The sequence below is a fragment of the Pseudomonas sp. GYB4201 genome (genome assembly GCF_056312595.1).
In genome coordinates, this window is sequence record NZ_JBWGIG010000025.1 from 57,694 (window position 1) to 71,090 (window position 13,397).

10 protein-coding genes are annotated in these 13,397 nt (G+C 65.1%); 3 read left to right on the plus strand and 7 right to left on the minus strand.

The genetic code is table 11. The features are described from left to right. Positions 1–89: 89 nt before the first annotated feature. The 4 genes from AC0Z2B_RS21895 to metH all read right to left on the minus strand — a co-directional run bounded on the left by AC0Z2B_RS21895 (position 90) and on the right by metH (position 6,664). Entirely contained in the window at positions 90–584 is a 495-nt protein-coding gene (locus AC0Z2B_RS21895) for a DUF934 domain-containing protein (RefSeq protein ID WP_473003333.1), read from the minus strand. Next, a complete protein-coding gene (locus AC0Z2B_RS21900) occupies positions 568–2,226 on the minus strand; it encodes a nitrite/sulfite reductase (RefSeq protein ID WP_476299368.1) in 1,659 nt (552 codons plus the stop codon). The genes AC0Z2B_RS21895 and AC0Z2B_RS21900 overlap by 17 nt, the downstream gene beginning before the upstream one ends. A gap of 412 nt (positions 2,227–2,638) precedes the next feature. After that, positions 2,639–2,845, minus strand: a complete 207-nt coding sequence (locus AC0Z2B_RS21905; protein ID WP_476299370.1) for a DUF2970 domain-containing protein — start codon at positions 2,843–2,845, stop codon at positions 2,639–2,641. Positions 2,846–2,971: 126 nt separating this feature from the next. After that, complete coding sequence (gene metH, locus AC0Z2B_RS21910; RefSeq protein WP_476299371.1) at positions 2,972–6,664, minus strand: methionine synthase; 3,693 nt, start codon at positions 6,662–6,664, stop codon at positions 2,972–2,974. 173 nt (positions 6,665–6,837) lie between these two features. Between metH and AC0Z2B_RS21915 the strand changes: the two genes are divergently transcribed. The 3 genes from AC0Z2B_RS21915 to nfuA all read left to right on the plus strand — a co-directional run bounded on the left by AC0Z2B_RS21915 (position 6,838) and on the right by nfuA (position 11,009). Continuing rightward, on the plus strand, positions 6,838–9,132 hold the full coding sequence (locus tag AC0Z2B_RS21915; RefSeq protein ID WP_476299373.1) for a fatty acid cis/trans isomerase: 2,295 nt from the start codon (positions 6,838–6,840) through the stop codon (positions 9,130–9,132). Positions 9,133–9,332: 200 nt separating this feature from the next. Beyond that, a complete protein-coding gene (locus tag AC0Z2B_RS21920; protein ID WP_416425413.1) occupies positions 9,333–10,355 on the plus strand; it encodes an acyltransferase family protein in 1,023 nt (340 codons plus the stop codon). 69 nt (positions 10,356–10,424) lie between these two features. Then, positions 10,425–11,009, plus strand: a complete 585-nt coding sequence (gene nfuA / locus AC0Z2B_RS21925; RefSeq protein ID WP_416425412.1) for a Fe-S biogenesis protein NfuA — start codon at positions 10,425–10,427, stop codon at positions 11,007–11,009. 48 nt (positions 11,010–11,057) lie between these two features. On the opposite strand, the gene AC0Z2B_RS21930 is transcribed toward nfuA, so the two are convergent. The 3 genes from AC0Z2B_RS21930 to AC0Z2B_RS21940 form a co-directional block, all read right to left on the minus strand. After that, positions 11,058–12,038, minus strand: a complete 981-nt coding sequence (locus AC0Z2B_RS21930; protein WP_476299375.1) for a GlxA family transcriptional regulator — start codon at positions 12,036–12,038, stop codon at positions 11,058–11,060. 90 nt (positions 12,039–12,128) lie between these two features. Then, the gene (gene cobM / locus AC0Z2B_RS21935) at positions 12,129–12,881 is read right to left on the minus strand and encodes a precorrin-4 C(11)-methyltransferase (protein WP_476299377.1); all 753 of its coding nucleotides are present in this window, start codon (positions 12,879–12,881) and stop codon (positions 12,129–12,131) included. A gap of 58 nt (positions 12,882–12,939) precedes the next feature. Then, positions 12,940–13,344 carry a cobalamin biosynthesis protein gene (locus AC0Z2B_RS21940; protein WP_476299379.1) on the minus strand — a complete coding sequence of 135 codons (405 nt, stop codon included), beginning with the start codon at positions 13,342–13,344 and terminating at the stop codon, positions 12,940–12,942. Between the last annotated feature and the right edge of the window lie 53 nt (positions 13,345–13,397).

The window sequence follows — 13,397 nt, forward strand, 5'->3', positions numbered from 1 at the left end:
TGGGGTGGGGGCGGGGCGGGGCGTGCGGGTCTGCGGCGGGCGGGGGCCGTCCCCGCCCCCCCCCCCGGCTCCTACCGGGGGTGTTGCGGTCAGCGGCGACGGAACAGCGGCAGCGGTTCGTCAGTGGCGGCCTGGTAGGTCACCGAGAAGTCTTTCAGGCTTTCCAGCGCCTCGTACGGGTCTTTGTCCGCGCGCAGGGCGAAGGCATCGAAGCCGCAACGGGCCAGGTAGAACAACTGGTCGCGCAGCACGTCGCCAATGGCGCGCAACTCGCCCTTGAACTGGTAGCGGTCACGCAGCAGGCGCGCGTTGGAGTAGTTGCGCCCGTCGGTGAAGGCCGGGAAGTTCAGGGCGATGACCTGGAACTGGTCGACGTCCTCGCCGATTTCCTCGGCTTCTTCATCGCTGTCCAGCCACACGCCCAGGCCGCCGTCGCGGGCCTTGAGGGCGTGAGCGTGCTCGCGCCACAGGGCCAGCGGCACGATCAGGTCGTCGCAGTTGCTGATGCCGTCCAGCGTCGCGTCCTTGGGCAGCAGGTGCCAGGTTTCGTCGACGACGGCGTTGTTCTTAATGATTCGCTGCATAGACGCGTTCCTTGAACAGATCGATACCGATGCGCTGGTAGGTGTCGATGAAGCGTTCATCTTCAGTGCGTTGTTCGATGTAGACGTCGATCAGCTTGCTGATCACGTCGGGCATGGCGTCCTGGGCGAACGAAGGGCCGAGGATCTTGCCCAGGCTGGCGTCGCGGCTGGCGCTGCCACCCAGGGACACCTGGTAGAACTCTTCGCCTTTCTTGTCCACGCCCAGGATGCCGATGTGGCCCACGTGGTGGTGGCCACAGGCGTTCATGCAGCCGGAGATGTTCAGGTCCAGCTCGCCGATGTCGAACAGGTAGTCCAGGTCGTCGAAGCGACGCTGGATGGATTCGGCGATCGGGATCGACTTGGCGTTGGCCAGCGAGCAGAAGTCGCCGCCCGGGCAGCAGATGATGTCGGTCAGCAGGCCGATGTTCGGCGTGGCGAAACCACCTTCGCGCAGTTCCAGCCACAGCGCGTGCAGACGGCTCTGCTCGACGTCGGCGAGGATGATGTTCTGCTCGTGGGAGGTGCGCAGCTGGCCGAAGCTGTAGCGGTCGGCCAGGTCGGCGACGGCGTCCAGCTGCTTGTCGGTCAGGTCGCCAGGGGCAACGCCGGTCGGCTTCAGCGACAGGGTCACGGCCACGTAGCCGGGCTTCTTGTGCGCCAGGGTGTTGCGTACGCGCCAGCGGGCAAAGCCTGGGTGCTCGGCGTCGAGGGCGCTCAGTTCGGCGGCGAAGTCAGGCAGGGCCTTGTATTCGGGGTCGACGAAGTGCTTGGCCACGCGTTGCAGCTCGGCTTCGGTCAGCGTGGTGCTGCCGCCGCGCAGGTGTTCCATTTCGGCGTCGACCTTCTGGGCAAACACCTCGGGGGTGAGGGCCTTGACCAGGATCTTGATGCGCGCCTTGTACTTGTTGTCCCGGCGGCCATAGCGGTTGTACACGCGCAGGATGGCGTCCAGGTAGCTGAGCAGGTCTTGCCACGGCAGGAATTCGTTGATGAACGAACCCACCACCGGGGTACGGCCCAGGCCGCCACCTACCAACACACGGAAGCCCAGTTCGCCGGCTTCGTTGTGCACCGGCTCAAGGCCGATGTCGTGCACTTCGATGGCGGCGCGGTCGCTGCTGGCGCCGTTGACGGCGATCTTGAACTTGCGCGGCAAGTAGGCGAATTCAGGGTGGAAGGTGGTCCACTGGCGGACGATTTCACACCATGGGCGCGGGTCGATCACCTCGTCCGCGGCGACGCCGGCGAACTGGTCGGTGGTGACGTTGCGCAGGCAGTTGCCGCTGGTCTGGATGGCGTGCATCTGCACGGTGGCCAGCTCGGCCAGGATGTCGGGGATGTCTTCCACCGCCGGCCAGTTGAACTGCACGTTCTGGCGAGTACTGATATGGGCGTAGCCCTTGTCGTAGTCGCGGGCGATCTTGGCCATCATGCGCGTCTGGCGCGAGGTCAGCTGGCCGTAAGGCACGGCCACCCGCAGCATGGGCGCGAAGCGTTGGATGTAGAGGCCATTTTGCAGGCGCAGCGGGCGGAACTCTTCTTCGCTGAGCTCCCCGGCCAGGTAGCGTCGGGTCTGGTCACGGAACTGCTTGACGCGGTCCTCGATGATCCGTTGATCGTACTCGTCGTAAACGTACATAGGTGTCCTGTTCTCAGGCTGCTTACAGCAAATCTGCGCGCACGGCCGCGCACTCCCAGCGGAGCCGACGAAAGATACCAGTTTCGGGTTATGCGCAAAAGTGATGTTTGAATATAAGGAAAGAACCAAAAGTACTAACCTTAGTACTTTAGTCTCAAGTCCTTACTTGCCGTGGGGGCAAGGCTGAACTTTACTGCACAGGCGTCCTGATAAAAATCATAAAGAGGCGAACGCACCATGAGCAACCCCGTGAAAAGCCGCAAACCCGATAGCAGCGTCGATGCTTGGGCGATTCTGTTTTTGATTATTCTCGTTGTTTCCGCCGCCGTGTTCTGGGTAAGCCACCAGTAACTTCCCCGTAGCAGCTGCCGCCAGGCGGCGTCAGGCCCCGGACGCGGCCTGGCGGCCGCTGCTACGTGGCCAGGTGGATTATCAGCTTTACCAGGCCGAACAACGCCAATGCGAACACCGCCGTGCAGACGATGCCCAGCGCAATGAAGTGCGCAGGCTTGCCGTGGGTAAAGTCGCGTTCGCGGTTCTTGTGGCTCTGCACGCCGAAGGCGGCAGCGATGATGCTGTGCAGCATCTGCCAGAGGGTAGGGGGCTTGGAGTCGGCCATGACGGGCATTCCCGGACGGATAAGCCCAAGCGTAGCAGCTGCCGCAGGCTGCGTCGGGCGCGCGCGGTGGGTCAGGTGTTCCACCGCGCGGTGGGACGCGGCCTGCGGCCGCTGCTACAGGGGGAGTTAGGCGTCGTAGCCCAGGTTCGGCGACAGCCAGCGTTCGCTGATGGTCAGGTCCTGGCGCTTGCGCGCGCTGTACGCCTGCACCTGGTCCTTGTCGACCTTGCCCACGGCGAAGTACTGCGCCTGCGGGTGGGCGAAGTACCAGCCGCTGACGGCCGCCGCCGGGAACATGGCGAAGTGCTCGGTGAGGGTCACGCCGCTCTGGCCGTTGTGGTCCAGCAGTTCGAACAGGGTGCCTTTCTCGGTGTGGTCAGGGCAGGCCGGGTAGCCCGGGGCCGGGCGGATACCCTTGTACTGCTCCTTGATCAACGCCTCGTTGTCCAGCGCCTCGTCCTTGTCGTAGCCCCAGTGCTCCTTGCGCACCTGCTGGTGCAGCCACTCGGCGCAGGCTTCGGCCAGGCGGTCGGCCAGGGCCTTGACCATGATCGAGTTGTAGTCGTCGCCCTTGTCCTGGTAGGCCTTGGCCACTTCCTCGGCGCCGATGCCGGCGGTGGTGATGAAGCCACCCACGTAGTCGGTCACGCCGCTGTCCTTGGGCGCGACGAAGTCAGCCAGGCTGAAGTTCGGCTTGCCGTCGGGCTTGATGGTCTGCTGGCGCAGGTGGTGCAGGCGCGCCAGCGGGCGGCCGTCGTCGGCATACACTTCGATGTCGTCGTGGTCCACCTGGCTGGCTGGCCAGAAGCCGAACACCGCGCGGGCGCTGATCAGTTTCTCGTCGATCAGCTTGCGCAGCATCACCTTGGCGTCCTCGTACAGGGCCGTGGCCGCTTCGCCCACCACCTCGTCGGTGAGGATGCGCGGGAACTTGCCGGCCAGGTCCCAGGAGATGAAGAACGGCGTCCAGTCGATGTACTCGGCCAGCACGTTCAGGTCGATGTCATCCAGCACCTTGGCACCGGTGAAGGTTGGCTTGACCGGCTGGTAGCTGGCCCAGTCGAAGGTGGCCTTGGCGGCGATGGCCTGTTCGTAGCTCAGGCGCTCGGTGCGGGCGCTGCGGTTGGCGGTGCGCTCGCGCACGTCCACGTAGTCCAGGCGGGTGCGCTCGACGAAGCCGGGCTTGAGTTCCTTGGACAGCAGCTGGGTGGCCACGCCCACGGCGCGCGAGGCGTCGGTGACGTAGACCACGGCGTCGTTGCTGTACTTGGGCTCGATCTTCACCGCCGTGTGCGCCTTGGAGGTGGTGGCGCCACCGATCATCAGCGGCAGGTGGAAGCCCTGGCGCTGCATCTCGCGGGCCACGTGGACCATCTCGTCCAGCGACGGCGTGATCAGCCCGGACAGGCCGATGATGTCGCACTTCTCTTCCTTGGCCACCTGCAGAATGCGCTCGGCCGGCACCATCACGCCCAGGTCGACGATGTCATAGCCGTTGCAACCCAGCACCACGCCGACGATGTTCTTGCCGATGTCGTGCACGTCGCCCTTCACCGTGGCCATCAGGATCTTGCCCTTGGCTTCGGGCTTGTCGCCCTTTTCCGCTTCGATGAACGGGATCAGGTGCGCCACCGCCTGTTTCATCACGCGGGCGGACTTGACCACTTGCGGCAGGAACATCTTGCCCGAGCCGAACAGGTCGCCAACGATGTTCATGCCCGACATCAGCGGGCCCTCGATCACCTCGATCGGGCGCTTGAACGACTGGCGCGACAGCTCGGTGTCTTCGACGATGTGGGTGGTGATGCCCTTGACCAGCGCGTGTTCCAGGCGCTTGTTGACGTCCCAGGTGCGCCACTCTTCGGTCTCGGCTTCCTTGACGCTGCCGTCGCCCTTGTACTTGTCGGCGATGGCCAGCAGGGCGTCGGTGCCTTCCGGGGTGCGGTTGAGCACCACGTCTTCCACGGCGTCGCGCAGTTCCTGGGGGATCTGGTCGTAGATTTCCAGCTGGCCGGCGTTGACGATACCCATGGTCAGGCCGTTGCGGATCGCGTACAGCAGGAACACCGAGTGAATCGCCTCACGCACCGGGTTGTTGCCGCGGAACGAGAACGACACGTTGGACACGCCGCCGCTGCTCAGGGCATAGGGCAGCTCGTCACGAATGAAGGCGCAGGCGTTGATGAAGTCGACGGCGTAGTTGTTGTGCTCCTCGATGCCGGTGGCCACCGCGAAGATGTTCGGGTCGAAGATGATGTCTTCCGGCGGGAAGCCCACCACGTCCACCAGGATGTCGTAGCTGCGCTTGCAGATCTCTTTCTTGCGCGCCTCGGTGTCGGCCTGGCCGGCTTCGTCGAAGGCCATCACCACCACGGCGGCGCCGTAGCGCTTGCACAGCTTGGCGTGATGAATGAAGGCCTCTTCGCCTTCCTTCATGCTGATGGAGTTGACGATGCCCTTGCCCTGGATGCACTTGAGGCCGGCTTCGATCACTTCCCACTTGGAGGAGTCGATCATGATCGGCACGCGGGAGATATCCGGCTCGCCGGCGATCATGTTGAGGAAGGTCACCATGGCCTTCTTCGAGTCCAGCATGCCCTCGTCCATGTTGATGTCGATCACCTGGGCGCCGGCCTCGACCTGTTGCAGGGCCACTTCCAGTGCCTCGGTGTAGTTCTCCTCGCGGATCAGGCGGGCGAACTTGGCGGAGCCGGTGATGTTGGTGCGCTCGCCGACGTTGACGAACAGCGAGTTGCGATCGATGGTGAACGGCTCCAGGCCCGACAGGCGGCAGGCCCGCGGAATCTCCGGAATGGCGCGTGGCTTGTGCTTGGCCACGGCCTCGGCGATGGCCTGGATGTGCCCCGGGGTGGTGCCGCAGCAACCGCCGATGATGTTCAGGAAGCCGCTGGCAGCGAACTCCTCGACCACCACGGCCATCTCGGCCGGGGTCTCGTCGTACTCGCCGAAGGCGTTCGGCAGGCCGGCGTTGGGGTGCGCGGAGACGTGGGTGCCGGCTTTGGTCGACAGCTCTTCCAGGTACGGACGCAGGTCCTTGGCGCCCAGGGCGCAGTTGAGGCCCACCGAAATCGGGTTGGCGTGGCGCACCGAGTTCCAGAAGGCTTCGGTGGTCTGGCCCGACAGGGTGCGGCCCGAGGCGTCGGTGATGGTGCCGGAGATCATGATCGGCAGTTCAAAGCCGATTTTCTCGAACACGCCCTGCACGGCGAAGATCGCCGCCTTGGCGTTGAGGGTGTCGAAGATGGTCTCGATCAGGATCAGGTCGGCGCCGCCCTCGATCAGGCCTTCGGTGGCCTCGGTGTAGTTTTCCACCAGCTCGTCGAAGGTGACGTTGCGGTAGCCGGGGTCATTCACGTCCGGGGAAATCGAGCAGGTGCGGCTGGTAGGGCCGAGCACGCCGGCGACGAAGCGCGGCTTGTGCGGGGTTTCCAGGGTCTTGGCGTCGGCCACTTCACGGGCGATGCGCGCGCCTTCCACGTTCAGCTCGTACACCAGCGACTCCATGCCGTAGTCGGCCTGGGACACCTGGGTGGCGTTGAAGGTGTTGGTCTCGAGGATGTCGGCGCCGGCGTCCAGGTAGGCCTTCTCAATGGCGGCGATCACGTCCGGGCGGCTCAGCAGCAGCAGGTCGTTGTTGCCCTTGACGTCGCTGGGCCAGTCGGCGAAGCGCGTACCACGATAGTCGGCTTCCTCCAGGCGGTAGCTTTGGATCATAGTGCCCATGCCGCCATCGAGAATCAGGATGCGCTCTTTGAGGGCTTGCTGAAGTGCTTGGAGACGAGCGCTGCGGTCAGACATAGGGCTACCTGTCAGGACAAAAACAAAAAGAAAGCGGATAGATAAGGTGCGAAATCATAACAAACCTGCGCGCTTTTAAACGCTTCTACCTTTTACATGAATTCGGCTCATGTTGAAGGGGCGCCGCCACAGGTAGAATTGCCACTGCTATTACACAATCAGGACACCGCCACATGGTGCATCGCCTCCTTGCCGCCGCAGTCATCTTTTTTGCCTGCCTGACTGCCCACGCGCAAGCCCCCGTCGCCAGCCCGGCGATTTCGTACACCCGTGACATCCAGCCTATCCTCACCGAAAAGTGCGTGGCCTGCCACGCCTGCAACGACGCCGCCTGCCAGCTCAACCTGGGCAGCGCCGAAGGGGCCACCCGTGGCGCCAGCAAGGTGCCGGTGTACCAGGGCGACCGCAGCACGGCCGTGGCGCCGTCGCGGATCTTCTATGACGCCCAGGGCGAGGCAGAGTGGCGCCGCAAGGGCTTCTATTCGGTGCTCGACGCCCAGGGCAGCCAGGCCGCGCTGATGGCGCGGATGCTGGAGCTAGGGCACAAGAACCCGCTGCCGGCCAATTCCAAGCTGCCGGACAACATCATGCTGGGCCTGAACCGCACCAACATGTGCCCCATGCCCGGCGAGTTCGACGCCTACGCCGCTGCCCACGTGCACGAAGGCATGCCGCTGGGCGTCACGGGCCTCACCGACGCCCAGTACGCCACCGTGCAGCGCTGGATCGCCGCCGGCGCGCCGGTCGACCAGCAGGCCGTGAAGGCCAGCCCGAAAGAGGCCGCGCAGATCGCCGAGTGGGAAGCGCTGCTCAACCGCCCCGGTTCCACCGAGGCCCTGGTGGCCCGCTGGCTGTATGAACACCTGTTCCTGGCGCACATCTATTTCGTTGGCGGCGAGCCTGGCCACTACTTCCAATGGGTGCGCTCGCGCACGCCCAGCGGCAAGCCCATCGACCTGATCGCCACCCGCCGCCCCGACGACGACCCCGGCGCCGTCTTCTATTACCGGCTGATGGCGGTGCAGGGCGTGATCGTGCACAAGACCCACATCACCTACCCCATGGGCCCGGCCAAGCTGGCGCGGGTCAAGCAGCTGTTCTACAGCGGCGACTGGCACGCCACCTCGTTGCCCGGCTACGGCCCGCGCCACCGCGCCAACCCGTTCGAGACCTTCCAGGCCATCCCGGCGGTGGCGCGCTACCAGTTCATGCTGGATAACGCTGAATACTTCGTGCGCACCTTCATTCGTGGCCCGGTGTGCCGCGGGCAGATTGCCACCGACGTGATCCGCGACCACTTCTGGGCGCTGTTCCAGGAGCCGGCCCACGACCGCTACGTCACCGACGCCGTGTACCGCGCCAAGGCCACGCCGTTGCTGGAGATGCCGGGCCAGGACGACAACGTCGGCAGCATCCTGTCGCTGTGGCTGGCCTACCGCGACAAGCGCAACGCCTATGAAGACCTGCGCCGCGACGCCTACGCCGACATGCCGCCGCCCAGCTGGTCGACCCTGTGGGCCGGCAACGACAACGCGCTGCTGACCATCTTCCGCCACTTCGACAGCGCCTCGGTGAACAAGGGCCTGATCGGCGACGTGCCGACCACCATGTGGCTGTTCGACTACCCGCTGCTGGAGCGCACCTATTACCAGTTGGCGGTGAACTTCGACGTCTACGGCAACGTCGCCCACCAGGCGCAGACCCGGCTGTACTTTGACTTGATCCGCAACGGCGCGGAAATCAATTTCCTGCGCCTGATGCCGGCCGACAAGCGCGGCAAGCTGCTGGACAGCTGGTACCAGAACAGCGGCAAGGTGAAGATGTGGCTCGATTACCAGAAGATCGACACCAGCACGCCCAGCGCCATGAAGCTCAGCGAGCACGACCCCAAGCGTGATTTCGGCCTCAAGCTGATCCAGCGCGCCGGCAGCCTCAACGCCAGCCCCGACCCGATCAACCGTTGCAGCGGCGCCTACTGCTCGCGCGATGGCATCAGCGAGGAGTTCAAGAACGTCGAGCAGTCGTTGAGCCGCCTGGTCTCGCGCCCCGAGGCCGGCCTGCCAGTGATCGAGCACATGCCCGAGGCGACCATGCTGCGCATCCAGGGCAAGAGCGGGCGCATGGTCTACAGCCTGCTGCGCAACCGCGCCCACACCAACGTGGCGTTCCTGCTGGGCGAGGCCTACCGCTACATCCCGGGGCTGGACACCCTGACCCTGTGGCCCGGCGTGCTGAGCAGCTACCCCAACTTCATGTTCAACGTGCCCGCCGACCAGGTGCCGGCGTTCGTCGATGCCATGCAGCAGTCCAGGGACCAGGCCAGCTTCGACAAGATCGTCGAGCGCTGGGGCGTGCGCCGCACCAACCCGCAGTTCTGGGACTTTTTCCATGACCTGACGCGCTACATCCAGGAGACCGAGCCGGTGGAGGCGGGGGTACTGGACATGAACCGCTACGAAAACCTGTAACCACAAGCTACCGGGCAATATCGCAATTCCGTAGCAGCTGCCGCAGGCTGCGTCCAAGGGCGACGCAGCCTTCGGCAGCTGCTACGGGAAAGTGGGCACCGCCCGTCAATCCGGATGACCTTTGCCCCTTTTTTGAAGTCCGACCCTTTGAGAGTGCACCGAAAGTGCGCACGGTCAGGTTCCAAAAAAGGCGGTAAACAATGCTGATTTCGCTTCAAGCCCTCCGGGCACTGGCAGCCTGGACGGTTGTCTGCCATCACTTCATGCAGATCTTCTTCGACTTCCATGCCAGCGGCCCCATCGGCCAATTCTTCGTTGATCGCGGCGCCGTGGGCGTGGACATTTTCTTCGTCATCAGCGGCCTGGTGATCTACCTCTCCACCCAGGACAAGGACATGCCCGCCGGGCGTTTCCTGCTCAACCGCGCCATCCGCATCGTGCCCGCGTACTGGTTCTACACCCTGCTGATGGGGCTGATGATCGTCGCCGTCGGCCAGCAAATGCCGCACCAGGTGGTGGACCTGCCGCATTTCATTCTGTCGCTGCTGTTCATCCCCTCGGAGAACCCTGGCGGCTATGGCCTGTACCCCACGCTGAACGTCGGCTGGACCCTGAACTACGAAATGTTCTTCTACCTGATGTTCTCGCTGGTGTTCGTGGTGCCCAAGCGGCATCGTCCTTTAGTCGTAGGCCTGGCGCTGTTCGCGGTGTGCGAAATGGTCAGCCACTATGGGGTGCTGAGCCGCTTCTATGCCAACAACATCATCTATGAATTCCTGCTCGGCATCGCCATCGGCTGGGCCTACCGTCGTGGCTGGATCGCGCAGGCGCTGTGGGTGCCGCTGCTGGTGATCGGCGCCTCGCTGGTGGCCATCTACAACCTGCCGGCCAGCGACCGGCTGTTGAACTGGGGCGTGCCCAGTGCCTTGATCGTGCTGGCCTGCGTGGCCATGGAGCCGTGGTTCAAGGGCAATCGCGTGCTCAAGACCCTGGGCGACTGCAGCTACTCGGTGTACCTGATTCACGTGATGGTGCTGTACACCGGCTGGTTCGCCAGCGAGCGCCTGAACATCAACCCGTACCTGGTTTTCGCCGTTTGCGTGCCGGTCATCGCCCTGGCTTCGTGGGCCAGTTACGTGTGGATCGAGACCCGCCTGTACCGCCGCATGAAGGGCTGGGCGGAGGCGCGCCTGGCGCCGGTGGAGCGCCCATCCATAACCTGACAAAAATACTGGGACTTTGTGCCGCGCCCGGTTTGGCGTAAACTGCCGGCAAGTCTGTGAGGAACTTACATGAGCGCCATAACGATTACCGACGCGGCACACGATTACCTGGCCGATCTGCTGGAAAAGCAGAACACCCCGGGTATCGGCATTCGCATTTTCATCACCCAGCCGGGCACCACCTACGCCGAGACTTGCATTGCCTACTGCAAGCCCGGCGAAGAGAAGCCGGAAGACACCGCCATCGGCCTGAAGAACTTCACCGCCTGGCTCGACGCGGTCAGCGTGCCGTTCCTGGAAGATGCCGTGGTGGACTACGCCACCGACCGCATGGGTGGCCAGCTGACCATCAAGGCGCCGAACGCCAAGGTGCCGATGGTCAATGAAGACAGCCCGATCAACGAGCGCATCAACTACTACCTGCAGACCGAGATCAACCCCGGCCTGGCCAGCCACGGCGGCCAGGTGACGCTGATCGAAGTGGTCGAGGACGGCATCGCCGTGCTGCAGTTCGGTGGCGGCTGCCAGGGCTGCGGCCAGGCCGACGTGACCCTGAAGGAAGGCATCGAGCGCACCCTGCTCGAGCGCATCCCGGAACTCAAGGGCGTGCGCGACGTGACCGACCACTCGCAGAAAGAAAACGCCTACTACTAAGGCGTACGCTGCGAACCCGAAAAACGGCGCCCCGTGAGCGCCGTTTTTTTATGCCTGCACGCCGAAGCGCTCGGCGTAATCCTGCGGGCTGACGCCCAGGGCCTTGTGAAAGCTGCGGCGCATGCTCTTGGGGTGCCCGAAGCCGCACAGCCGCGCCACGCTCTGCACCGAGGCCTGGCCGCCCTGCAGCAGGGCGCGGGCTGATTCCAGGCGCACCTGCTCGACGTAGCGCGCCGGGGTGACGCCCAGTTCGGCCATGAACACCCGGTACAGGGTGCGCGGGGCCATGCACGCCCGTGCCGCCAGGGCTTCCAGCGACAGGTCGCCGCCCAGTTGCCCGGGTATCCACTCCAGCAGCGCACCCAGGCGCGGCGCGCGGCAGGCTTGGGGCGCCAGGTGCGGGCTGAACTGCGCCTGGTCGCCGGGGCGCTTGAGGAACATCACCAGGCGCCGGGCCACGGCCAGGGCGATGGGCCGGCCGAGGTCGTCTTCCACCAGCGCCAGCGCCAGGTCGATGCCGGCCGTGACCCCCGCCGAGGTAAAGCGCTGGCGGCTGGCGCGGCTGTAGGTGTGCAGGCGTTCGCCCTGTACATCGATGGCCGGGAAGGCCTTGAGCGCTTCCACGTCGGCCCAATGGGTGGTGGCGCGGTGGCCGTCCAGCAGGCCGGCGTGGGCCAGGATCAGCGCGCCGGAGCACACCGAGCCCAGGCGTTGCACCTGCGTGGCGGCGCGGCTGAGCCAGGCCAGCAGCGGCGGGTTGGCGAATTGCGCCGCCTCGCCGCGCCCGCCGGGGACCAGCAGGGTGTCGAGGCTGGCGGGGTCGGTGTCGTGGTAGCGCTGCTCGGCATACAGGCTGAAGCCTGCCGAGGTCGCCACTGGGCCGGCCTGTTCACCCAGCATCAGCAGGGCGTAGGCGGGCGCCCGGCCCAGGCGCGCCAGCTCCTCGTTGGCCGAGGCGAACACCTGCATCGGCCCGGTGACGTCCAGGCTCATCACTTCGGGATAAATCAAACAGGCAATCCGGCGCATAAAAACTCCTGGCTATTCCCGTAGCGGCGGCCACCAGGCCGCGTCCGGGTCAACGCGGTGCACTTGGGGGGACGCGGCCTTCGGCCGCTGCTACAGGGGTTGTCTGTATAGGTGCGCGTGGCCGGCGCGGTACAGCGCCGACTCGCCGAAACAGTCCGTGTCCAGCACCCGCCCGACCAGGATCAGCGCCGTGCGGCGGAACCCCTTGGCCGCTACCTTGGCTTCAATATCCGCCAGGGTGCCGGTCACCCAATCCTGGTCCGGCCAGCTGGCCTTGTGGATCACGGCGATGGGGCAGTCGGCACCGTAGTGGGGCAGCAACTCCAGCACGATTTTCGACAAATGCTGCACGCCCAGGTGAATGGCCATGGTCGCGCCGTGACGCGCCAGGTCATGCAGGGCTTCGCCTTCAGGCATCGGCGACTTGTCGGCATAACGGGTCAGGATCACCGTCTGCGACACCCCCGGCAGCGTCAGCTCGGCGCCCAGCAGGGCTGCGCAGGCGGCAGTGGCGGTGACGCCAGGGATGATCTCGAAGGGGATGCCGCGTGCGCGTAGGCAACGGATCTGTTCGCCGATGGCGCCGTACAGGCTCGGGTCGCCCGAATGCACCCGCGCCACATCCTGGCCGCGGGCGTGGGCGGCGGCCAGCAGGTCGATGATCTGCTCCAGGTGCAGTTCGGCGCTGTTGACCACCTGTTCGGCCTGGTGGCCTTCGAGCACGGCGGCGGGCACCAGGGAGCCGGCGTAGATGATCACCGGGCACTGGCGGATCAGCCGCTGGCCCTTGACGGTGATCAGTTCCGGGTCGCCGGGGCCGGCGCCGATGAAGTAGACGGTCATGTGCAAATCCTGAAGAAAACGAATGCTGCTTGAGCGAAATTCAAGTGCGAGGCGGTGATTATCCGGGAATCGGGCCCGCTTGTGCCAATGCTAGGGTGGCCTTGGGGCTTTTTTGCCGGCTGACGCGCAACTGGCTGCCGGCCCCGGCCAGCGCCAGCGCGGCGCTTTCGGCCACGCCGTGGCAGCCGGTGTGGCTGAAGGCGACGGCGGAGCGGTGGGTTAGCCGGGGCTCGAAAGGCGCGAGCTGCGCTGCGCTGAAAAGCGTCAATGGCACGTCCAGCGCCTGCGCCAGTTCGAGCAGCCCGGCCTCGTCGGCCTTCAGGTCAATGCTCGCCACGCCCGTCACATCGCCGCGGCTCAGGCCGTGGTGGGCGAGGGTGGTGTCGAGCAGGTCGGCCAGCACGCTGGCGGGGCAGCCGCGCTGGCAGCCGAAGCCGGCGTAGAGGTCAGGCATGGGAGGCATCCACAAAATCTCAAGCCGCCACTATACCGTAGCCGCTGCTGCAGGCAGCGGCC

What these genes read in the sequence shown, in the direction of transcription:
- AC0Z2B_RS21915 (WP_476299373.1), top strand. Translation starts at nt 6,838, where the DNA reads ATGGTGCATCGCCTCCTTGCCGCCGCAGTCATCTTTTTTGCCTGCCTG.
- AC0Z2B_RS21895 (WP_473003333.1), bottom strand. Translation starts at nt 584, where the DNA reads ATGCAGCGAATCATTAAGAACAACGCCGTCGTCGACGAAACCTGGCAC.
- AC0Z2B_RS21930 (WP_476299375.1), bottom strand. Translation starts at nt 12,038, where the DNA reads ATGCGCCGGATTGCCTGTTTGATTTATCCCGAAGTGATGAGCCTGGAC.
- nfuA (WP_416425412.1), top strand. Translation starts at nt 10,425, where the DNA reads ATGAGCGCCATAACGATTACCGACGCGGCACACGATTACCTGGCCGAT.
- cobM (WP_476299377.1), bottom strand. Translation starts at nt 12,881, where the DNA reads ATGACCGTCTACTTCATCGGCGCCGGCCCCGGCGACCCGGAACTGATC.
- AC0Z2B_RS21905 (WP_476299370.1), bottom strand. Translation starts at nt 2,845, where the DNA reads ATGGCCGACTCCAAGCCCCCTACCCTCTGGCAGATGCTGCACAGCATC.
- AC0Z2B_RS21900 (WP_476299368.1), bottom strand. Translation starts at nt 2,226, where the DNA reads ATGTACGTTTACGACGAGTACGATCAACGGATCATCGAGGACCGCGTC.
- AC0Z2B_RS21940 (WP_476299379.1), bottom strand. Translation starts at nt 13,344, where the DNA reads ATGCCTCCCATGCCTGACCTCTACGCCGGCTTCGGCTGCCAGCGCGGC.
- metH (WP_476299371.1), bottom strand. Translation starts at nt 6,664, where the DNA reads ATGTCTGACCGCAGCGCTCGTCTCCAAGCACTTCAGCAAGCCCTCAAA.
- AC0Z2B_RS21920 (WP_416425413.1), top strand. Translation starts at nt 9,333, where the DNA reads ATGCTGATTTCGCTTCAAGCCCTCCGGGCACTGGCAGCCTGGACGGTT.